21 protein-coding genes are annotated in these 21,535 nt (G+C 62.3%); 5 read left to right on the top strand and 16 right to left on the bottom strand.

Features of this window, described 5'->3' with window-relative positions:
- The first annotated feature begins 469 nt into the window (after positions 1-469).
- Positions 470-2,419, top strand: coding sequence for a M23 family metallopeptidase (locus tag FHX11_RS24835; RefSeq protein WP_184362360.1), 1,950 nt, complete (start codon positions 470-472; stop codon positions 2,417-2,419).
- Positions 2,420-2,455: 36 nt separating this feature from the next.
- Here the strand turns inward: FHX11_RS24835 and FHX11_RS24830 are convergent, their stop codons facing one another.
- The 7 genes from FHX11_RS24830 to FHX11_RS24800 form a co-directional block, all read right to left on the bottom strand.
- Positions 2,456-2,965, bottom strand: coding sequence for an AAA family ATPase (locus tag FHX11_RS24830; protein ID WP_184362409.1), 510 nt, complete (start codon positions 2,963-2,965; stop codon positions 2,456-2,458).
- 141 nt (positions 2,966-3,106) lie between these two features.
- On the bottom strand, positions 3,107-5,707 hold the full coding sequence (clpB, locus tag FHX11_RS24825; RefSeq protein ID WP_184362358.1) for an ATP-dependent chaperone ClpB: 2,601 nt from the start codon (positions 5,705-5,707) through the stop codon (positions 3,107-3,109).
- 246 nt (positions 5,708-5,953) lie between these two features.
- Positions 5,954-6,634: a DUF4167 domain-containing protein gene (locus FHX11_RS24820; RefSeq protein ID WP_184362356.1), complete on the bottom strand. Its 681-nt coding sequence runs from the start codon at positions 6,632-6,634 to the stop codon at positions 5,954-5,956.
- A gap of 344 nt (positions 6,635-6,978) precedes the next feature.
- Entirely contained in the window at positions 6,979-7,854 is an 876-nt protein-coding gene (prmC, locus tag FHX11_RS24815; protein ID WP_184362353.1) for a peptide chain release factor N(5)-glutamine methyltransferase, read from the bottom strand.
- Complete coding sequence (prfA, locus tag FHX11_RS24810) at positions 7,851-8,930, bottom strand: peptide chain release factor 1 (RefSeq protein WP_184362350.1); 1,080 nt, start codon at positions 8,928-8,930, stop codon at positions 7,851-7,853. The genes prmC and prfA overlap by 4 nt, the downstream gene beginning before the upstream one ends.
- Positions 8,931-8,961: 31 nt before the next feature.
- Complete coding sequence (gene ptsP, locus FHX11_RS24805; RefSeq protein WP_184362348.1) at positions 8,962-11,229, bottom strand: phosphoenolpyruvate--protein phosphotransferase; 2,268 nt, start codon at positions 11,227-11,229, stop codon at positions 8,962-8,964.
- 102 nt (positions 11,230-11,331) lie between these two features.
- Positions 11,332-12,606: an aspartate kinase gene (locus FHX11_RS24800; protein ID WP_184362345.1), complete on the bottom strand. Its 1,275-nt coding sequence runs from the start codon at positions 12,604-12,606 to the stop codon at positions 11,332-11,334.
- Positions 12,607-13,001: 395 nt separating this feature from the next.
- On the opposite strand from FHX11_RS24800, the gene ubiG reads away from it, so the two are divergent.
- From ubiG to FHX11_RS24785, 3 genes are all read left to right on the top strand, one after another.
- Positions 13,002-13,748 carry a bifunctional 2-polyprenyl-6-hydroxyphenol methylase/3-demethylubiquinol 3-O-methyltransferase UbiG gene (gene ubiG, locus FHX11_RS24795; RefSeq protein WP_184362342.1) on the top strand — a complete coding sequence of 249 codons (747 nt, stop codon included), beginning with the start codon at positions 13,002-13,004 and terminating at the stop codon, positions 13,746-13,748.
- 64 nt (positions 13,749-13,812) lie between these two features.
- Positions 13,813-14,091: a type II toxin-antitoxin system ParD family antitoxin gene (locus tag FHX11_RS24790; RefSeq protein ID WP_184362339.1), complete on the top strand. Its 279-nt coding sequence runs from the start codon at positions 13,813-13,815 to the stop codon at positions 14,089-14,091.
- Positions 14,088-14,393: a type II toxin-antitoxin system RelE/ParE family toxin gene (locus FHX11_RS24785; RefSeq protein ID WP_184362336.1), complete on the top strand. Its 306-nt coding sequence runs from the start codon at positions 14,088-14,090 to the stop codon at positions 14,391-14,393. Before FHX11_RS24790 ends, FHX11_RS24785 begins: the two co-directional genes overlap by 4 nt.
- 156 nt (positions 14,394-14,549) lie before the next feature.
- Here the strand turns inward: FHX11_RS24785 and FHX11_RS24780 are convergent, their stop codons facing one another.
- Genes FHX11_RS24780 through FHX11_RS24765 form a run of 4 tightly spaced genes read right to left on the bottom strand, consistent with a single transcriptional unit; the run spans position 14,550 to position 16,920 of the window.
- Positions 14,550-14,978, bottom strand: a complete 429-nt coding sequence (locus FHX11_RS24780; protein WP_184362333.1) for a DUF1178 family protein — start codon at positions 14,976-14,978, stop codon at positions 14,550-14,552.
- Positions 14,975-15,832: a carbon-nitrogen hydrolase family protein gene (locus FHX11_RS24775; RefSeq protein ID WP_184362331.1), complete on the bottom strand. Its 858-nt coding sequence runs from the start codon at positions 15,830-15,832 to the stop codon at positions 14,975-14,977. The genes FHX11_RS24780 and FHX11_RS24775 overlap by 4 nt, the downstream gene beginning before the upstream one ends.
- Before the next feature lie 24 nt (positions 15,833-15,856).
- Positions 15,857-16,114: a glutaredoxin 3 gene (gene grxC, locus FHX11_RS24770; RefSeq protein WP_184362329.1), complete on the bottom strand. Its 258-nt coding sequence runs from the start codon at positions 16,112-16,114 to the stop codon at positions 15,857-15,859.
- A gap of 29 nt (positions 16,115-16,143) precedes the next feature.
- Positions 16,144-16,920: a ComF family protein gene (locus tag FHX11_RS24765; RefSeq protein WP_184362327.1), complete on the bottom strand. Its 777-nt coding sequence runs from the start codon at positions 16,918-16,920 to the stop codon at positions 16,144-16,146.
- A gap of 231 nt (positions 16,921-17,151) precedes the next feature.
- Here FHX11_RS24765 and FHX11_RS24760 point away from each other — a divergent pair, with 231 nt between their 5' ends.
- The gene (locus tag FHX11_RS24760; RefSeq protein ID WP_184362406.1) at positions 17,152-18,036 is read left to right on the top strand and encodes a methyltransferase domain-containing protein; all 885 of its coding nucleotides are present in this window, start codon (positions 17,152-17,154) and stop codon (positions 18,034-18,036) included.
- Positions 18,037-18,079: 43 nt separating this feature from the next.
- Here the strand turns inward: FHX11_RS24760 and FHX11_RS24755 are convergent, their stop codons facing one another.
- The 5 genes from FHX11_RS24755 to argJ all read right to left on the bottom strand — a co-directional run bounded on the left by FHX11_RS24755 (position 18,080) and on the right by argJ (position 21,387).
- Positions 18,080-18,262, bottom strand: coding sequence for a Flp family type IVb pilin (locus FHX11_RS24755; protein WP_184362325.1), 183 nt, complete (start codon positions 18,260-18,262; stop codon positions 18,080-18,082).
- Positions 18,263-18,339: 77 nt separating this feature from the next.
- Positions 18,340-18,654, bottom strand: coding sequence for a hypothetical protein (locus FHX11_RS24750; protein WP_184362323.1), 315 nt, complete (start codon positions 18,652-18,654; stop codon positions 18,340-18,342).
- Positions 18,655-18,945: 291 nt separating this feature from the next.
- Complete coding sequence (mutT, locus tag FHX11_RS24745) at positions 18,946-19,359, bottom strand: 8-oxo-dGTP diphosphatase MutT (RefSeq protein ID WP_184362321.1); 414 nt, start codon at positions 19,357-19,359, stop codon at positions 18,946-18,948.
- Positions 19,356-20,165 carry a GNAT family N-acetyltransferase gene (locus FHX11_RS24740; RefSeq protein WP_184362319.1) on the bottom strand — a complete coding sequence of 270 codons (810 nt, stop codon included), beginning with the start codon at positions 20,163-20,165 and terminating at the stop codon, positions 19,356-19,358. The genes mutT and FHX11_RS24740 overlap by 4 nt, the downstream gene beginning before the upstream one ends.
- A complete protein-coding gene (gene argJ / locus FHX11_RS24735) occupies positions 20,146-21,387 on the bottom strand; it encodes a bifunctional glutamate N-acetyltransferase/amino-acid acetyltransferase ArgJ (protein ID WP_184362316.1) in 1,242 nt (413 codons plus the stop codon). The genes FHX11_RS24740 and argJ overlap by 20 nt, the downstream gene beginning before the upstream one ends.
- Positions 21,388-21,535 lie beyond the last annotated feature (148 nt).

Here is a 21,535-nt window from a genome sequence, read left to right as displayed (position 1 = left end):
CCAATCAGCAGCAAAGCCAATTCTTCAGGAAACACTAGAGCGAAAGTCGTCGTCGCCAGCAGCGCCGCCGCCCTCGTTCAGTGAGACGGCTTATACGGCTAACCCCTTTTCCAAGTCAACAGCCGATTTTGAAAAAAATCAAAAAACCGACAAATGATTGATTCTCATGATGAATTTATGAAATCGACCGGAATGCGCCTAAAAAGGGCACGAAAACCGCCGATTATGCCATCACAGCGTGCCGGCGCTGCCGCCGGGACAGGCACGGGAACATATGCAATGCCAACGACCGCCTTGAATCCGGCTTCACGGACACCAGATAGCGACCATGCCTTACTCCGAACCAGGGCCCCGCCCACCGAAACACTCCCATAAGCAAGATGCGGTGGATTTGACTCTTTCGTCATAAATATGCACATCTTCGCCCCCAGCCATAGGGCTCGCATAAAGGAACCGGATCTCGATTGGCATGATGACGGACAAGATGATGCTCCGATCGCTCGGCAACGAGCCGCCAATCCTGGCCGATGGCAGGCGGGCGCCGGATCGGCGCGAAGTTTCCCTGCGCTGGCTTTCGGGCACCTTTCTCACCGGCATCACCTCCAGCATATTGATGGGCGTCGCCCTGTTTGCAGCGCTCGACGGGCGCCAGCAGCTCGCCATTCCCGCGGAAGCCTATGCCACCACGGACAGCGGCAAGCATGACAGCACCGAGGACCAGGTCGTGCGCGGCGGTCGCCTCGTCTCCACCGCAATCTCCTCGAAGCCGTCCGACCGCTCGATCCTGGAGGTTTCGACCGTCGTGCGCGACGGCGACAAGGAAGTGGTGCGACGCCAGCCCTTCGCGCATGTGAAGATCGCGCTCGCCACCAATCGCGTCGCGAACGAAAGCTATCCGGCCTTCGACCCGCTGGCGATCTTTTCCACAGACGACAATATCCCGCCGCCGGCCAACCGCACCGGCGCGATCTATGGTTCCGACGTCGAATCCGAGGTCAGTCTCAAGACCATCGCCTTTCCCACGAAGGATATGCCATTTCCCCTGGCGGGCTCGATGACGCTCGACGAGGTCGAGGAGAACGTCCGCTCCAACGGCTCCGTGCTGGCCGACAGCAACACCCAGCTTTCGGCGCTCTACTATGTCGATCCGCGCCGTTTCGCCACCGACGATGCCGATGTCGACCTGACCGCCGGGCTTGCCGCACGCATCGTCGAGGAAAACATGTCGGTCGCCGCACCTGAAGCGGTGACGGCGCAGACGCAGGAATTCGCCGACGACATCATCCCCGTGCGCGAAAATACCACGATCACGACGGCGCTTGCCAATGCCGGCTATCTGAAGGCCGATGCCGACGACATCGCGGCGAGGATCCAGTCGCTTTTCGGCGTATCCGGCCTGTCGCGCGGCGACGTGCTGCGCATGGGCATCCTGCAGAAGGGCGAACAGGCCAAGATCATCCGCGCCAGCATCTATCGCGGCACCAAGCATATGCTGACCATCGCGCAGAACGACCGCGGCGATTTCGTCGCCGGCAGCGAGCCGCCGATGCTCGACGCCATCGCCACAGCCTTTGACAATGACGCACCCGCCGTCGCCGCCGGCCGTGACCTGCCGAGCGTCTATGACGGCATCTATCGCGCCGCCCTCTCCTATGGCATGTCCAAGGAAATGGTGGCCCAGGTCGTCAAGCTGCTCGCCAGCAATGTCGATTTCCAGGCGCAGCTCAAGCCGACGGATTCGCTGGAAGCCTTCTTCTCGGTGACCGATGACAACGGCCAGGCGACCGCGGATTCCGATCTGCTCTACGTCAATGCCAAGTTCGGCGACACCGTCACGCGCTTCTACCGCTTCGAGGATCCGGACGATCATTCGATCGACTATTTCGACGAAAGCGGCAAGAGCATCCGGCAGTTCCTGCTGCGCAATCCGGTGCCGACCGGCGTCTTCAAATCCGGCTTCGGCATGCGCCGCCATCCGATCCTCGGCTTCGCGCGCATGCATACCGGCGTCGACTGGTCGGCGCCGCGCGGCACGCCGATCATCGCCGCCGGCAACGGTATCGTCGAGAAGGCCGGCTGGGATTCCGGCGGCTTCGGCAACCAGACGCTGATCCGCCATGCCAACGGCTATGTCTCCTCCTACAACCATCAGAGCGCCATCGCCAAGGGCGTGGTGCCCGGCGCCAAGGTGGTGCAGGGGCAGGTCATCGGCTTCATCGGCTCGACCGGCCTCGCGACAGGGCCGCATCTGCATTACGAGCTGATCGTCAACGGCACCAAGGTCGATCCGCTCCGCATCCGCCTGCCCGGCGGCAAGACGCTGGACGGCGTGGCGCTCGCCAAGTTCCAGGACGAGCGCAAGCGCATCGATGCGCTGTTGACCGACGAGAAGGCAAAGCAGGTCGCCAGCAAGGACTGACGCGCAGCCCGCCCGGATGACCGGACAAGCGCAGGTTCACGATTGAGCACGCTCCAACCGGATCGCCAGCTCGGCGACGAGGTCATCCACGGCCCTGTGCGCGGTATCGACGACGATCGGACGGGTTCCCCAATCCTCATAGGTCCGGTTGACGATCTCGTCCCATGTCGGCTTGACGAGACCTTCGACATCGGTCGCGCGCGTTTCAGCACGCCGGCGGTGCTCGATCCTGTCCGAACAGACGACTTCCACTTCCACCGCGCGCGTGCCGGCCCGCTTTGCGACCGACAGCCAGGCATCGCGCGTAATGCGGATGGAATTGACCGAATCCGCGACAACCGTCTGCCCCAGCTTGAGATTGTCCTCGGCGACGCCATAGGCAATCACATAGCCGGCGGGTCCCTCATCCGCTTTCAGAACATCGGAATTTCGCAGCGCCTGCTCGATCGTATCGACCCGGACATACACACCCTTCAACCGCTTCGCCAAGGCCTGCGCAACCGTGGTCTTACCGCTGCCTGGCAGACCTCCGAAAATGACCAGCATCATCCCGCTCCCGCATGATTCTTCAAGGCCTTCGCAGCATCACAGAAGCGGATGGCGGTGGCAAGGCGGGGTCCGCCCGCCCCCATAACGAAAATGGCGGCCCGAAGGCCGCCATCCGATGCAGTCAGGTTCTGAGGCCGATCAAGCCGCTTCGTTGACCGCCGCGCGCGGACGGAACAGCAGCCGGTCGGAACCGCTGGTGACCACCACGCGCGACCCGTCCGGCACCTGGCCGGAGAGGATCTGCTCGGCGAGCGGGTCCTGAACATATTTCTGGATCACCCGCTTCAGCGGCCTTGCGCCATAGACCGGATCGTAACCCTTGTTGGCGAGCCAGTTGCGGGCATCCTCGTCGAGTTCGAGCGTGATCTTGCGCTCGGAGAGGAGCTTCAGCAGCCGCTCGAGCTGGATATCGACGATCGCCCCCATCTCCTCGCGCTTCAGGCGATGGAAGAGGATGATCTCGTCGACGCGGTTGAGGAATTCCGGCCGGAAATGGCTCCGAACCACCTCCATCACCTGCTCGCGCACCAGATCGCTGTCATCGCCGTCCTTCAGCTGGGTCAGATATTCCGCACCCAAATTCGAGGTCATGATGATCATCGTGTTGCGGAAGTCGACCGTGCGGCCCTGCCCGTCCGTCAGACGTCCATCGTCCAGAACCTGGAGCAGGATGTTGAAGACATCCGGATGCGCCTTCTCGATCTCGTCGAACAGCACGACCTGATAGGGCCGGCGGCGAACGGCTTCGGTCAGCGCGCCGCCTTCCTCATAGCCGACATAGCCGGGAGGGGCACCGATCAGCCGGGCCACGGAATGCTTCTCCATGTATTCCGACATGTCGATGCGCACCATTGCCGTGTCGTCGTCGAAGAGGAAACGTGCAAGCGCCTTGGTCAGCTCCGTCTTGCCGACGCCGGTCGGACCGAGGAAGATGAACGAACCGATCGGCCGGTTCGGGTCCTGCAGGCCGGCACGCGAGCGGCGAACGGCGCGCGACACCGCCTGGACGGCATCACCCTGGCCGACGACCCATTTCGCGAGTTCGTCCTCCATCCTCAGCAGCTTGTCGCGCTCGCCTTCCAGCATCTTGTCCACGGGAATGCCGGTCCAGCGGGAGACCACCTGGGCGATGTTGTCGGCGGTGACGACTTCCTGAACCATGGAATCGCGGGCGCCATCCTGCTCTTCGGCAGCCTGGAGGTCCTTCTCCAGATTGGGGATCACGCCATAGGCAAGCTCGCCGGCGCGCTGGAATTCACCCTTGCGCTGGGCGATCGCCAACTCGTTACGAGCATCGTCGAGCTGCTTCTTCAGGTCGGCGGCCAGACCGAGCTTCTGCTTTTCGGCCTGCCAGCGCGCCGTCAGCGCATCGGCCTCCTCTTCCAGCGAGGCGAGCTCGGTTTCCAGCCGCTTCAGCCGGTCGGCCGAGGCCTGGTCGGTTTCCTTCTTCAGCGCCTCGCGCTCGATCTTCAGCTGGATGATGCGGCGATCCAGTTCATCGAGCTCTTCCGGCTTGGAATCCACCTGCATGCGCAGGCGGGCGGCGGCCTCGTCCATCAGGTCGATGGCCTTGTCCGGCAGGAAGCGGTCGGTAATGTAGCGGTTCGACAAGGTCGCCGCGGCCACCAGGGCGGCATCGGCGATGCGGACCTTGTGGTGCTGCTCGTATTTCTCCTTCAGTCCGCGCAGGATCGAGATCGTATCCTCGACCGTCGGCTCCTCGACCATGACGGGCTGGAAACGGCGGGCAAGGGCCGGGTCCTTCTCGACATGCTTGCGGTATTCGTCGAGCGTGGTCGCGCCGACGCAATGCAGCTCGCCGCGGGCAAGCGCGGGCTTCAGGAGATTGGACGCATCCATGGCGCCATCGGCCTTGCCGGCACCGACCAGCGTGTGCATCTCGTCGATGAACAGGATGATCTCGCCGTTTTCGGACTGCACTTCGTTGAGCACGGCCTTCAACCGCTCTTCGAACTCGCCGCGGAATTTCGCGCCGGCGATCAGGGCGCCCATGTCGAGCGCCATCAGCTTCTTGTCCTTCAGCGACTCCGGCACGTCGCCATTGACGATGCGCAGCGCCAGCCCTTCGACGATCGCCGTCTTGCCGACGCCGGGCTCGCCGATGAGCACGGGATTGTTCTTGGTGCGGCGCGACAGGACCTGGATGGTGCGGCGGATTTCATCGTCGCGGCCAATGACCGGATCGAGCTTGCCTTCACGGGCCTCGGCGGTGAGATCGCGGGCATATTTCTTCAGGGAATCGAAGCCCTGTTCCGCATTGGAAGAGTCGGCGGTACGGCCCTTGCGGATATCGTTGATGACCTGATTGAGCGCGACGGGCGTAACGCCGGCCTTCTTCAGCGTGGCGGACGTCGATGCGGACGGCTCGATCGCGAGCGCCTGCAACAGGCGTTCGACGGTGACGAAACTGTCGCCAGCCTTCTTGGCGGCGTCCTCGGCGGTGGTGAAGACCTTGGCAAGCGGCTGCGACAGATAGACCTGGCCGTCGCCGCCGGAGACTTTCGGCAGCTTGGCGAGGGCGGCATCATTGGCAAGCCGCGCGGCCTTGGCATCGCCGCCGGCGCGTTCGATCAGCGAAGCGGCCATGCCCTGGTCGTCGTCCAGAAGCACCTTCAGCACATGTTCGGGCGTAAATTGCTGGTTTCCTTGCGCCAACGCATTGGTCTGCGCGGACTGCAAAAAGCCGCGCACGCGCTCGGAGTATTTTTCAATATTCATATCAGACCTCCATGGATCGCCCTGCCCAATTTGGCGCAGGCCGATGATTGAGATTGAGCCCCCTGAAAAGGCAGACCCCGCCCGCCGCCGATTGGGATTTGCGGCAAGGCAACTGCGGAGAATATGGGAGGGGATTTGAAAAGTTTAAAGAGCGCCGGAAACGAAAAAACCCCGGCGCGAACCGGGGTTTTGTCAGAACGGGACGAAGTTCCGCGTTTGCCGCGAAATCCCGCATCCAAACCGTCTTTATTCCGAAGCCACGTCCACCAGCGCGGGCGCCTCGCCCGGAGTGCCTTCGCCTTGGCCCTCGGCATCGGCGCTGCGACGCGGCTGGCGGCGGGGACGGCTGCCGGCATTGCGGCGGCGGGGCTGGCGTTCGCCGGAAGCGACGGCGGGCGTTTCTTCCTCGATCGCGACTTCGGCCGGAATGCCTTCGATCACCGGCTGCGGGCCGGTGCCATCGATAACCTCGGGTTCCGGCGCGGCAACCGCGACCGGAGCCTGGACACGTACGGGACGCGGAGCCATCTGCGGCTGGTCGTCCATCTCGTTCGCATCCATGTCGTCGATGTCACGGTCGGCATTGTCGCGATCATGGGCGTGGTGCTGTTCGTCGCGCTGATAGCGCTCCTGCATCTGCGCCTGGGCGCTGGCAATGATCCGGTTGTAATGTTCGGCGTGCTGAAGGTAGTTTTCAGCCATGACCCGGTCGCCGGAGCTCTGCGCGTCGCGGGCAAGTGCTGCGTACTTCTCGGCGATGTGCTGCGCGGTTCCGCGGATTTTCACATCGGGACCGGAGCTGTCGTAAGTCCTGGTCAGCGGGTTTGAGCCCTTGCGGTTGAAATTATTGTTATTGTTATTTCCGCCGCCGCCGCCGTTGTTGTTACCACGCCCCCGACCGCGCTTATTCTGCTGTCCTGGCCTCATAGATCCTTCACCTGAATTCTCTTAGTTGGGATGAATTATACACGGCACCTGCCGCCGCGGCCGGAACGTTCCAAGCCAGGGCCTGCGTGCCGCAAGCAAACTGCGCCTTAGCGCTCGTCTGCCGCTCGACTACGTCAGATTAACTGATCACGCATTGGGTTATCTTCAACCTTCTACACTCTTGTCAGAGAGCGAATCCCCGAGGCTGTCCAAGACAGGCGAATCGTCTCGCCTATTCCCAGCCGCCCAACGCGTGAGCGCAACCTATATTGCTTCCTCAGGAAATCCAAGCCTTTTCTTCGTAATAACAACAAGGCCCCACGAACCTGCTGCAAATTGTCACGTTAGCGATGATGTTTAAACACAAGAACCCGGTCGTTGCGTCCGTAATCCCGGGCTGCTTCAATAAGGAAAAAACCTGCTCCTTCAAAAACAGAAGTCACCGTTTCGCGTTGATCGTAGCCGATCTCTACTCCTACGACACCATCCTTGTGCAGAAATTGCGCCGCGTCCTTTGCGATCGCCCTATAAGCATCCAGTCCATCGAGGCCACCGTCCAAAGCTGCCGGAGGGTCGAAATTCTTTACTTCTGGAGCGAGAGTGGAAATGACATTGGACTCAATATAGGGCGGATTTGAGACAATCACGTGAAATCGGCCGTGGATGGCGTCAAACCAGCTTCCCTGTATGGTTTCAAACCGGGCGTCCAAGCCGTTGCGCACCGCATTCGCCCGCGCCGTTTCCAAAGCTTCGCCGGAAATATCGGAACCGATGCCCTTCGCCTGGGGACATTCGTGGAGCAAGGCGAGGCAGATCGCCCCGGTGCCCGTTCCGATGTCCAATATATGGATATGGCCATGCGCCGATACAAGATGCCGGGCATGGGGCAGCACGGTATCGACAAGGATTTCCGTATCCGGCCGTGGTTCCAGCGTCGCGGGCGACAGGCTGAAAGGCAGGCCGTAGAACTCCCGTTCGCCGAGAATGCGATGCACCGGCTCGTGGTTGAGCCGGCGGGCGATCGCGGCTCGCACCACCTCGGCACGATCCGCCGTCACCGCCTCGACGCCGCGCGTGACCAGTTCGGTCGTCGAAAGATGAAGCAGGCCGCCGACCAGGATGCGCGCCTCGGTGGCGGGATCGTCGAGATCGGCGTCAGTGAAGCGGGCGCGGACCTCCTGGAACAATCCAGCGACGGTTGCCCCTTGCCCGCTACTCATGCCTGTTCGCCAAGCTGGGCGAGCTGGCTCGCCTGATAATCCGCCAGCAGCGCATCGACCACTTCGTCGATCTCGCCCTCGATCATCCGGTCGAGCTTGTAGAGTGTCAGGTTGATGCGATGATCGGTGACACGGCCCTGCGGGAAATTATAGGTTCGGATGCGCTCGGAACGGTCGCCGGAGCCGACCTGGCTCTTGCGGTCGGCGGAGCGTTCGCTGTCGGCGCGCTGGCGCTCCATGTCGAAGAGGCGCGAACGCAGCACCTGCATCGCCTTGGCGCGGTTCTGGTGCTGCGATTTTTCCGAGCTCGTCACCACGATCCCGGAGGGAAGATGGGTGATGCGCACCGCCGAGTCCGTCGTGTTGACGTGCTGGCCGCCGGCGCCGGAGGAACGCATGGTGTCGATGCGGATATCCTCGGGCCGGATTTCGATATCTATCTCCTCGGCCTCCGGCAGAACGGCGACGGTCGCCGCCGATGTGTGGATACGCCCGCCCGCCTCGGTTTCCGGCACGCGCTGCACGCGATGCACGCCGGATTCGAATTTCAGCCGCGAGAACACGCCCTTGCCGCTGATCGTCGCGATGATTTCCTTGTAGCCGCCGGCTTCGCCTTCGCTGCTGGAGAGAATTTCGACCTTCCAGCCATTGTTCGCGGCAAAGCGCTCGTACATGCGGAAAAGATCGCCGGCGAAGAGAGCCGCTTCCGAGCCGCCGGTGCCGGCACGGATTTCGAGGATCGCGCTCTTCTCGTCGGCGGCATCCTTCGGCAGCAGCAGGATCTGGATGTCCTGCTCCAGCGTCTCGATCCGCGCCTTGACGTCCGGCAGCTCCATTTCGGCCAGCTCGCGCATCTCGCGATCGACGGACCTGTCGGCAAGCATCGTCTCCAGATCGGCAGCTTCCGCGATTGCCTTCTCGTAGTCGCGGATCTTGGTGACGACCGGCTGCAATTCGGAATATTCGGAAGCGAGCTTCACATAGACATCCGCCGACGGACCGGCGGACATGCGCGCTTCGATCTCGCCGAAACGGCGCTCCAGCTCGCGCATTTTTTCAACGGGAAGCTTCGCCACCCTTGGCTCCAATTCTCTTATGCTTGTTGTTCTAAAGGGGAATATTGTGGCTTTCGGCGAAACCGGCAAGGATTTCGCGCATCGAGGCCGTCGGGCGGGTATCGTCCAGCGCCTCGTCCATGACCTTCGACAGGGCCTGCAGGTCGAGGCCGAGCAGCATCGCCTTCACCGGGCCGATGGACGCCGGCGACATCGACACGGAACGGAAGCCGAGGCCGAGCAGCGCCATCGCCGAAATCGTCTTGCCGGCGAGCTCGCCGCACAGCGTCACCGGCGTCTTGTTGCGGTCGCCGGCCCGCACGATATCGCGCAGGATGCGCAGGAACGGGCGACCAAGCGGATCGAAGCGATCCGACACGCGCGCATTGCCGCGATCGACCGCCATCGAGAACTGGAAGAGATCGTTGGAGCCAACCGAGACGAAATCGACGGCCGCCATCAGCTCGTCGAGCTGCCAGAGCAGCGCCGGCACTTCCAGCATGGCGCCGAACTGCAGCTTGCGCGGCAGGGCATGGCCGAAGCGCGACAGATGCTGCACTTCCTTTTGCAGAAGCTCGCGCACCGCCGCGATCTCGGAGACCTCCGTGACCATCGGCACCATCATCTTCAATTCGCCATCGGCCGCCGCCTTCAACATGGCGCGCAGCTGCGTGCGCAACAGGCCGGGCCGATCGAGCGACAGGCGGATGGCACGCCAGCCAAGCGCCGGGTTCTCTTCCTCGTGGGCACGGAAGTAGGGCACGACCTTGTCGCCGCCGATATCGAGCGTCCGGAAGGTGACGATGCGGCTACCCGCCTGCTTCATGACGTTGCGGTAGAAGGCTTCCTGCTCCTCGGCCTTCGGCATGGTCGAGGCGATCATGAATTGCAGCTCGGTGCGGAACAGCCCGATGCCTTCCGCGCCGGATTCGGCCAGCTGCGGCAGGTCGACCAGCAAGCCGGCATTCATCATCAGAGAAATGCGCTGCCCGTCCTTGGTGACCGGTTCGACCGAACGCAGCGCGCGGAACTGTTCCTGCCGGCGGGCGCGGAAACGCACCTTTTCTTCATAGGAACGCTGGTGATCGGCCATTGGCCGCAGATGAACATGCCCGCCGTCGCCGTCGATGATGACGGAATCGCCGTTTTCGGCCAGCGCCACGACACCCGCCGCCTGACCGACGACCGGAATACCCATGGCGCGCGCGACGATGACGACATGGCTGGTGACCGCGCCCTCTTCCAGCACGAGGCCACGAATATTGGCGCGGGGATAGTCAAGGAGCTCCGCCGCACCCATGGCGCGCGCGAAAATCACCGCATCGTTCGGAAAGCCGTCGGCGGCCGTACGGCCGGAATAGCCGGTGAGCTGCCGGAGCAGCCGGTTCGCCAGATCCTCGAAGTCGTGCATCCGCTCGCGCAGATAGGGATCGGTCAGGCGCATCATCCGCGCCTTGGTGTCGCTCTGCACCTTCTCGACCGCCGCTTCCGCGGTCAGGCCGTTGCGGATCGCCTCTTCCAGCTTGCGCACCCAGCCCTGATCGTGGGCGAACATGCGGTAGGTTTCCAGAACCTCCCGGTGTTCGCCTTCCATGGAAACGTCGCGGCGCGACAGCATGTCGTCGATGGAAATGCGCAGCGAACCCAACGCCTCCGCCAGCCGGCCGATTTCCTTCTCGGTATCCTCGTTCAGAAGATTGGTGACGACGATGCGCGGCTCGTGCAGCACGACATAGCCGAGGCCGATGCCCTCATTGTAGCTGTCGCCGTCGATGGTGACCGAGCGGGTGAGGTCGAGTTCGAGGCCTGGCTTGGTGATCTTCTTCAGCTCGCCGGTGGCGATCATCTCGGCGAGCACCATCGCCGTCGTCTCGAGCGCCTCCAGCTCCTCCTCGCGATAATTGCGGCTCGCCTTGTTCTGCACGACGAGAACGCCGAGCGAGCGGCCGGTGCGCAGGATCGGCACGCCGAGGAAGGAGTGGTAGACCTCTTCGCCGGTTTCCGGCAGGTAGCGGAAGGCGGGATGCGACTGTGCGTCGGACAGATTGAGCGGCTGGGCGGAAGCGGCGATCGTGCCGACCAGACCCTGGCCCATCTTCAGCTGCGACAGGTGGACGGCTTCCTTGTTCAGGCCTTCGGTGGCGTAGAGCTCGAGCACGCCGTCGGCGCGCAGCACGTAGACCGAGCAGACTTCCGCGACCATGTTGCTGGCGATCTGGCGGACGATCCGGTCAAGGCGCTCCTGCGGCTCCAGCGGCTCCGCCATCAATTCGCGCAGCCGCTTGAGCAGAACGCGTGGACCGCCGGATAGGTCTCTCATTGCGTCTCTAGCTCCCGAAATCAAGATATTGCCGCCAGTCTTGCCCACGTCAGGGCCGGCCGAAACTCACCTCCGTCGCGGTCCGTCGTCAGCAGTCCTTTATCAACTCTTATCCAGACCGTAGCAGGAATGCAAAGTCCTGACTGCCAGTTCCGCATAAGGGCCGTCGATCAGGATGGAAATCTTGATTTCTGACGTCGTAATAGCCTTGATGTTGATGCCTTTTTCGGCAAGTGCCCGGAAAGCGGTCGCGGCCACGCCGGCATGCGAACGCATGCCGATGCCGATGACCGAAACCTTGACGAGACCTGATTCGCTCTGGGCGACGTCGTAGCCGATCTTGTCCTTGTTCTCGCCGAGAACGCGCAGCGCCTTTTCGACATCGCCCGACGGGACCGTGAAGGTCATGTCGGTCTTGGAACCATCCTCGGAGATGTTCTGAACGATCATGTCGACATTGATATGGTTCTCGGCCAGCGGCCCGAAGATCGCGGCGGAGACGCCCGGCCGGTCGGCAAGACGGCGCAGCGAGATCTGGGCTTCATCCTTGGCATAGGCGATGCCGGTGACTACTTCCTGTTCCACGATTTCTTCCTCGTCACAAATCAGCGTTCCGGGCGGGTTCAACAGATCGCCCATGCCCGGAGCATCGGGATCTTCAAATGAGGAGCGCACGAAGGTACGGACCTTAAAGACCATGGCGAGCTCGACCGAGCGCACCTGCAATACCTTGGCGCCGAGCGAGGCCATTTCGAGCATTTCCTCGAAGGCGATCTTCTTCAGGCGGCGTGCCTTCGGCTCGATGCGCGGGTCGGTGGTGTAGACGCCATCGACATCGGTATAGATATCGCAACGGTCCGCCTTGACGGCGGCAGCGATCGCCACGGCCGAGGTGTCCGAACCGCCGCGGCCGAGCGTCGAGAGGCGATTGTCGGGGCCGAGCCCCTGGAAACCGGCGATGACGGCGACCTGGCCCTCGCCCATGCGGCGGATGATGTCCTCGCCCTCGATTTCGAGAATGCGGGCGGCGCCATGGGCATTGTCGGTGCGGATCGGAATCTGCCAGCCCTGCCAGGAGCGGGCATTGATGCCCATCGCCTGCAGCGCGATCGCCAGCAGACCGGAGGTCACCTGCTCGCCGGAGGCGACGACGGCGTCATATTCGCGCGCATCATAGATGGAATGATCTGCGCCGGCGACCTTCGGCATATTCTGCACCCAGCCGACCAGCTCGTTGGTCTTGCCGGACATGGCGGAGACGACGACCGCGACCTCATGGCCGGCGTCGACCTCGCGTTTCACATGGCGTGCGACATTCCTGATACGGTCCAGATCCGCGACGGAAGTCCCGCCGAATTTCATCACGATGCGTGCCATGTGCCTCTACCAGTATCGACGCCGGGCGGCCGAAACGCGATGAGCCCGGCATGCAAAATGCCCCTCCGGTCCAATGCCCGGAAAAGCTTGATCTCAATGGGGGCGTCTCTTAGCGAGTTTGGCAGGCGGGTGCAATAGCATGGCGCAGATGCATGCCGAATAGTTGATTATTTTAATCCACTTTATGACATGCCGGCGAGCGCCGTGGGTCGCATCCTGCCTGCGCCGACGATCCCCGTCCACGCCAGTCGTCAGCGGAACACCGCCGGCTGCGACGCTTTCAACCTGCCCCGGCCCTTGACATCGGCGAGCGATCGTCCGACTTCAAATCCACGCAAGCGTCGTCCATGAGCCTCTTCAGGCAAGTGGCGTCGCGCAGACCAAGGAGCGAGACCATGAGCGAAGCGGCCAAAAGCACGATCGACCAGAGCGAAGTGGATCGCTTTTCCGCCATGGCGGCGGAATGGTGGAGCCCGACCGGCAAATTCAAGCCGTTGCACAAGTTCAACCCTGTGCGGCTCGCCTATATCCGCGACCATGCCTGCGAGAATTTCGGCCGCGATCCGAAGAGCGCCCGGCCGCTGGAGGGCCTGCGCGTGCTCGATATCGGCTGCGGCGGCGGATTGCTGTCGGAACCGGTGGCGCGCATGGGTGCCGCGGTCGTCGGCGCCGATCCATCCGAAAAGAACATCGGCATCGCCTCCACCCATGCCAAAGCCTCCGGCGTTCCCGTCGATTATCGCGCCGTCACTGCCGAGCAATTGGCCGAAGCCGGCGAGACCTTCGATATCGTGCTCAACATGGAAGTGGTCGAACATGTCGCCGACGTCGAATTTTTCCTCACGACCTGCGCCAAGATGGTGCGCCCCGGCGGCCTGATGTTCGTCGCCACGATCAACCGCACGATGAAGGCGGCCGCACTCGCCATCTTTGCCGCCGAAAACGTCCTGCGCTGGCTGCCGCGCGGCACGCATCAATATGAAAAGCTCGTGCGCCCGGAAGAGATCGAAAAACCGCTCGCCGCCAGCGGCCTCGACATCATCGCCCGCACCGGCGTCTTCTATTCGCCGCTGCAGGACCGCTGGAACCTGTCGAAGGACATGGATGTGAACTACATGCTGCTGGCGAAGAGAGGCGAATGAGCAGTTTCTAAGCCAGGAAAAATAATGGTAGGATGCCTGGCGTTCTTATGAATGGAGACAATTCATGGGCAAGACTGCACAGATCGTGATTAATTTGGAGCCGAATTTGGAAGAGTTCGTTCGCGACGAAGTTAAACGCGGATCATTTGCGTCGGGCAGTGAATACATAGAAAACATTTTGCGTGAACGTTATGAAGACGACCGGGTAAGACAAGAACAGGAGCTCGCCGACGCCTTGGCTGTAGGACGCGAGGATATCAAGGCAGGTCGGGTCATGCCGCTGGACGAAGCTTTTGCTAAGCTTCGCGCGGAACTTGGTCTGGATAAACTGCGCGCTAAATGAAAGTCGCGATTTCTGACGCCGCATATAATGATCTGACCGCCATCGGCCGCGCAATCGCCAAGCATAATCCTGAAAGAGCGTTATCCTTTATGGACGAACTTCATAACGCGTGCTTTGAGCTTGGCGAGATGCCGTACGCGTTTGCGGAACTCGCAATGCCAGATTTGAATAGCGTTCGGCGGCGGCCCTATGGCAACTATCTGATCTTCTATGAAATTGAAGACACGACAATATATGTATCGCGTGTCTTGCACGGTGCTCGGAACTATCCACGCATATTGCGAGGGAAAACCGGCGGCTGAAGCAGGCCTGCGGCTACCAGTTTAGCAAGTGTCAGCAATGCTTAAACCTTTAGCCCCGACACATGCTTCAATAGATCGCCCTGTCCCGCCGTATTCTCAGCGGCCAGCCGTTTCACCCGAAATTATACATTGCGAGATGTTTGCAGCCACGCGGCATCAGTTGATGTCGTCGGGCAGGACCGGGATCGCGGCGATCTCGATGCCTTCTTCGACCAGAGCCTGTGCCTCGTCCGGCGTCGCCTTGCCGATGATCCCGCGCGCATCCGCCTCGCCGTAATGGATCTTGCGGGCCTCTTCCGGGAATTTCGCGCCGACATCCTCGGCATTCGCCTTGATGGTATCGACCGCTTCCTTGAGCTTGGCCATAGCCTCCTTGCGGGCGGCGTTCATGGCAAGCGTCTGCATCTCGTCCTTCTTGCGGCCGGTGGACACCGACGGCGCCATCAGCAGTTTGGAGATTGTGCCGGAATTGCAGACGGGACAGGTCAGAAAGCCGCTTGCGACCTGCCGGTCGAAATCGGCGCTTTCCGAAAACCAGCCCTCGAACTCATGGGCATTGTCGCATCGCAGGGAATAGCGGATCAAGCGGCGACGCCTCCAGACGCCGGCGTCGCGATCTTCTCCAGCGAAAATTCGCGCGCATTCTTCAGGTTCGGAATCTTGTCATGGGCCGATTTCACCGCCGAGACATCGATCTCGGCGATGACGACCGCCTCCCCGGTGCCGCCGGCGGACGCCAGTACCGTGCCCCAGGGATCGATGATCATCGAATGGCCGAAGGTCTCGCGGCCATCCTCATGCTTGCCGGCCTGGGCGGCGGCGATGACGAAAACACCGTTCTCGATGGCGCGGGCGCGCAGCAGGATCTCCCAATGCGCCTCGCCGGTCTGCCGGGTGAAGGCGGCAGGCACCGTCATCACTTCGGCGCCGGCCACGGCCTGGGCGCGGAAGAGCTGCGGGAAGCGCACGTCGTAGCAGATGGCAAAACCGAGCTCGGCAAAGGGCAGCGATGCGATGCGCGCCTCCGAACCCGGACGATAGACGGCGCTTTCGCGCCAGCTCTCGCCATTGTCGAGATCGACGTCGAACATGTGGATCTTGTCATAGCGATTGATGAGCTTGCCATCGGGACCAAAGAGGAATCCGCGATTGGCGATCTTGCCGTCATCGAGCGCGATCGCCGTCGAACCGACATGCAGATGGATGCCGAGCTCCTTCGCCAGCTCCGACGCCGTCTTGACAATGATGTCGCCGGCCTCGTCGCGCAGCACGGCGCGCAGACCCGGCCGATCCTTCTGCACCGCGCCGGTCATTTCCGGCGTCTGCACATAGATCGCGCCCTGCGCGGCAGCCTCGCGGACCAGCCGCGTCATATCGGCGGCATTCTTCACCGGATCGACACCGGAACACATCTGAATGGCGGCGGCTTTGAAGGTCATCGTCTTCTCCGAGGGTAAACCTTTTCAGGCGGCCAGCAGCGAGTCGAGCTTGCCGTCGCGGTCGAGCGCATGGATGTCGTCGCAGCCGCCGACATGCTCGCCATTGATGAAGATCTGCGGGAAGGTCGAACGGCCGTTCGCCTTGGCGATCATCTCCTGGCGCAGCTCGGGGGAATAGGTGGCATTGTGCTCGACATAGGCGACACCCTTGGCGTCGAGCAGGGATTTCGCCCGGGCGCAATAGCCGCAGAATTCACGCGTATAGATGACGACGGATGCCATGATCCACTCCGGAAATTACAGGTTACCTGTCATATAAGCTCGCCGACTGCCCTTGCAAAGGTCAAAACGGTCACATCAGACGCACCGGCCTTTTTCAACGCCCGCGTGGCCGCCGATACCGTCGCGCCGGTCGTATAGACGTCATCGACCAGCACGATGCGGCGGCCGAAAACATCGGCGGCGCGAGCCGCGGGGATCGTAAAAGCACCACGTACATTGTCCTGGCGCGCCCTCGCCCCGAGACCGACCTGCTGGCTCGTCCGCTTGCTGCGCAGCAAGGTCGCCGGCAGCAGCGGCTTGCCCGAGAGACGGGCCAGATGCCGGGCAAGCTCGGCCGCCTGATTGTATTTGCGCGAAAACAGCCGCGTGCGGTGCAGCGGTACCGGAACGATCGCATCGCAGGCGGCGACCATGCCGTCACTGGCGCGCAGCATCCAGCCGGCCATCATCGGCGCCAGATCGGTGCGGTCGCGATATTTCAGATTGAGAACGAGATCCCGCACCACCCCGTCATGCACGGCGGCGGAGCGCAGCCGGTCGAAGACAGGCGGATCGGCGATCGCCTCGGCGCTCAGTATCCCCGAACCGAGATCGTGGGAAAACGGGCTGCCGAGCACCTCGCAATAGGGCCGCTCGATTAAGCGGATGCCGGACCAGCAGATCGGGCAGAGACCGCGATGCGCGCCCGTCGACACGCCACAGCCAGGACAGGCGGGCGGATAGACGAGATCGGCAAGCATGGTCCACGGTCTGATCAAGCCGGCCCGCAGCCTCGACAGCGTGATTTCGTGCCCCACGATCCCCATATGCCCCGCAACGCCCTATATACCCCATGTGATTGACACTACAGCGCCGCACGTCACATGTGACGCGCAAAGGTCGCTGTAGCACTTTAAATCTGCTGCATAATCTTATCCTTAAATCGATTTCGATTTAAGGATAAGATTATGCAGTGGCTTTTTCCCGTAGGCTTTGCGAAGGGAAAACGCGCCGGGCCGAGATGCCTCGCCGACTGGATGATATTGCAGGAAACCGCCATGGAAATCGTCTTCGATCAATCGCTGCTTGCCGCACGCAGGCGCCGGGCGCTGAAACAGGGCGACGGGAACGCCGCCTTCCTGCTGGAGATCGCCGCGAACGAACTGGCCGAAAGGCTTGCCGTCATCGAGCGTCGCTTCGACAAGGCGGTGGAGCTGCAGGGGGCAACGGGTATTGCCGCGCGCGCCGCGCTCGCGACCGGCAAGATCGGCCATATGACGCGCATCGAGAGCGAAGCGGGTTTCGCGGCGCCGGGCGAGGATCTGGTCGCAGCACCGGCGGAGGAGCTGCCGCTGGAAGCGGGCTCCGTCAATCTCGTGCTGTCGCCGCTCAGCCTGCATGTCACCAACGATACGCCGGGCGTGTTCATCCAGGTGCGCCGGGCGCTGCAGCCCGACGGCCTGTTTCTCGCCGCCATTCCCGGCTCCGGCACCTTGCAGGAGCTGCGCGACGTGCTGCTCGCCACCGAGATCGAGCTGACCGGCGGCGCCAGCCCACGCGTCATTCCCTTTGCCGACGTCCGCGATGTCGGCGGGCTTCTGCAGCGCGCCGGCTTCACCCTGCCGGTCATCGACGCCGAGACCTATACGGTGCGCTACGACAATCTCTTCGCGCTGATGCGCGACCTGCGCGCCATGGGCATGACCAATCCGCTTGCCGACCGCAGCCGCAAGCCGCTGACGCGCGCCTTCTTCCTGCGCGCGGCCGAACTTTACGCCGAACGCTATTCCGATCCGGACGGCAGGATAAGGGCGACCTTCACGATCATCTACGTCTCCGGCTGGACGCCGCATGAAAGCCAGCAGAAGCCGCTGCGACCGGGCTCGGCAAAGGCACGGCTCGCCGATGCGCTCAAGGTCGAGGAACACAAGCTGAAGCAGTGAACGGATCGGAGCCGATCCGGCCAAATGCCGGACTGTAACGGCATCAGTTGGTGGACGCCGGCGAGTCCTCGATGGTGTTGGAGATATAGTTGAACATCGACGACAGGCTGCCGCCGAAAGCGCCGACGCCACTGACGATCGCCACCGACATCAGCGCGACGATCAGGCCATATTCGATGACCGTGGCGCCGGTCTTGTCATGGAAAAAACGCCGTACGGAACGCATACGCTTCAAGCTCCCAGCCTTTGAAAACGAGCGAATCCGGCGTCTTCATGCACCCGATTGCTTTACCTGTGCGACGGTCAGCAACCGTTGTCGGCGCCATAGCCCTGAACGATGCAAACGGAACCCGGCTCCTGCTGCAGCACGCTGCGGCGGATGGTGTAACGCTTGCCATTCTCGGTCTGGGGAATGGAACCGGTGGAGATAGTGTCGATATCGGGCGCGCTGGCCAGCACGTCGGACTTGGATTTCTCCGAAAGCATCGGCGTCAGGATCAGCGACAGCGCGACAGCCGCCGTGCCGAACAGCAAGGCGATATTCAGCGCACCCGTCCTGCGCGACGCGGAATAAGACTGCTCTTTTTCCTGAACAGCTTTCCAGAAATCGTCGTCCATCGTGTCAAGCCTTCTTTAACGCAAACACCAATCGCTTGATTGAGAGAACTCAATGCCAGAAGGTCATAAACGATCCCTTAATATCCACAGGCGAATTGGAAGCATGTCGAGTCGCGGGACAAGGCCGAATTTTCTCTAAAATATTGATATTAAATATCTAATGGAAATTAACCATATCAAAATGATACAGCTTCGAACGCACCTGCACCGATAACGATGCCGTGTCGGGCGAAAGATCCAGCAGGATGTGAACGCACCGTGGCCTTACGCACCCGCGTCCAAGGTCCGAAATCAGAGCAGATCCTGCAGAAACGGGATCAATGGTTCGTCGGCTGGCGGCATGGGATAGTCGCGCAGGGCCTGAGGCCGGACCCATTTGATCGCCTGCCCCTCGCGGCCATGCGGGATACCCTCATAGCGCCGGCAGATATAGAGCGGCATCAGCAGATGGAAGGTCTCGTAGGTATGGCTGGCGAAGGTCAGCGGCGCGAGGCAGGCGGCCTTGGTCTGGATACCGAGCTCTTCGTCGAGTTCGCGGATCAGCGTCTCCTCCGGCGTCTCGCCGGCCTCGACCTTGCCGCCGGGAAATTCCCAAAGGCCGGCGAGTGATTTCCCCTCGGGGCGCTGCGCCAGAAGAATGCGGCCATCGGCGTCGATCAGCGCGCAGGCGGCAACGAGAATGATCTTGCGGCCTGCTTCGCTCATGCTTCCTCCGGGGAGCGCCAGTAACAATAACGATAGGCCTCGCGGAAACCGAAACGGGCATAAAGCGCCAGCGCCGGCTCGTTGAAGGCGCCGACCTGAAGCCAGGCGGTGCGGGCGCTGCGCATGCGCGCCCAGCGCAGCGCCGAGGTCAGGATCTCGACGCCCAGCCCCTTCCGCCGATGCTCCGCCGCGACCGACACCGACATGATGCCGGCAAGATCATTGTCCTGCACGCAAAGCGTCGTCGCCACCGGCCCGGCATCGTCATTCTCGATGACGAAAAGGCCCGACGGCGGCTTGATGCCACTCACCACCTCCGCCAAAGCGGGCTTCAGAGCCGGATCGGCGCGATCGACCAGCAGGCTGGCATCGACATAGCGGCCGACATCGTGGCTGGGCAGATGGTCCAGCGCATCGGGCAGCTCGAGATCGACAAGATCGGCGGTCATGACGATGGTCTCGTCGAAACAGTCCCAGCCACGGTCGCGCAACAGCTCGATCAGCATGGGCGAGGCAAGCGGCGTCTCGCGCACCACCATCAGCCGGCCATAGGCTTCGAACTTGCGCTGCGCCTTCGCCAGCCGGATTTCCAGGTCGCGATGGTCGGAGGGATCGAGCGGCACGACGCAATTCAGCCGCTTCGACGGATGGCCCGCCGTCAGCCGCACTTGCCAGCTACCGTCATATTGCACGGATGAGGCGGGCCAGGCCCGGAAGCCAACGGCTTCGAGCCTGCGCACCAAGGGCAGCTTGTTCATCGAGGACAGCGCATGCATCAGTTCGGCATCAGCTCCGGTAGTCGCCATTGATGGCAACATATTCCTTGGTGAGGTCGCAGGTCCAGACCGTCGCCCGGCCATTGCCGAGCCCGAGGTCGACTTTCACCGGAATGTCCTGCCGCTTCATGACGTTCGAAGCGGCCTCCTCCGAATAGGAAGGATCGCGCTCGCCGTTGACGGCGACGCGGACATCGCCGAACCAGATGGCGAGCTTGTCGCGGTCGGCCATCTCGCCGGCCTTGCCGACGGCCATGACGACACGGCCCCAATTGGCGTCCTCACCGGCGGCCGCGGTCTTGACCAGCGGCGAATTGGCGATCGAAAGCGCGATGCGCTTGGCGCTAGCATCGCTCTCGGCGCCGGTCACCGTGATCTCCAGCATCTTGGTGGCGCCTTCGCCGTCGCGGACGACCTGAATGGCGAGGTCCTTGAGCAGCTCGTTCAGCGCCGCGCGGAAAGCAGCGAGCCTCGGATCGTCGGCGCGCTCGATGCGGGCCTGGCCGTCGGCCGCGGCGGCGCCGGTGGCAAACAGCATCAGCGTGTCCGAGGTGGAGGTATCGCTATCGACCGTCATCGAGTTGAAGCTCGGTCCGACACCGTCGGACAGCAGCGACTGCAGGGCGGAAGACGAAATATCGGCGTCGGTGACGACGAAGGAGAGCATGGTCGCCATGTCGGGCGCGATCATGCCGGCGCCCTTGGCGATGCCGTTGATGGTGACCTTGATGCCATCGATCTCGGCGCTGCGGGTGGCGACCTTCGGATAGGTATCCGTGGTCATGATCGCCTTGGCGGCTTCGAACCAGAAATCGCTCGTGGCATCCTTCGCCATGGTGTCGAGCACGCCGGAAAACTTGGTGGCGTCCAGCGGCTCGCCGATGACGCCGGTCGAGGCGAGATAGACCTCGTTCTCGCCGCAGCCGACGGCGGCAGCCGCCGACTTAGCGGTCAGTTCGGTCGCCTGACGGCCCTTGAGGCCGGTAAAGGCATTGGCATTGCCGGAATTGACGACGACGGCGCGGGCGCTGCCGTGGGCCAGGTTCGACCGGCAGAAATCGACCGGCGCCGACGGGCACTTCGAGCGGGTGAAGACACCCGCGACCGAAGCCGGCTTGTCGAAGACCATGAGCAGGACGTCCGTCCGGTTCTTGTATTTGATGCCGGCGGACGCCGTGGTCATGCGCACGCCGCGCAGGGCCGGCATGGTCACGAAGGATTTGGGAGCAAGCGGAGAGACGGAACCGGACATGAGGCCACCTGAAAGGACATGATGCCGAAAAGCGTAGGCGGTTTTCGGCATCATGCTCTATTTTTGATTCTGGAGCGGATTCAGATTTTAGGTCGATGCGATCTAAAATCATCCGGCTCCAGTGAAAGGCCCGGAAGAACCGGGCCCT

Origin of the sequence: Rhizobium sp. BK602 (genome assembly GCF_014195095.1) — a bacterium.
Classification (GTDB): Bacteria; Pseudomonadota; Alphaproteobacteria; order Rhizobiales; family Rhizobiaceae; genus Rhizobium.
This window is presented reverse-complemented; position numbering and strand designations above follow the sequence as displayed.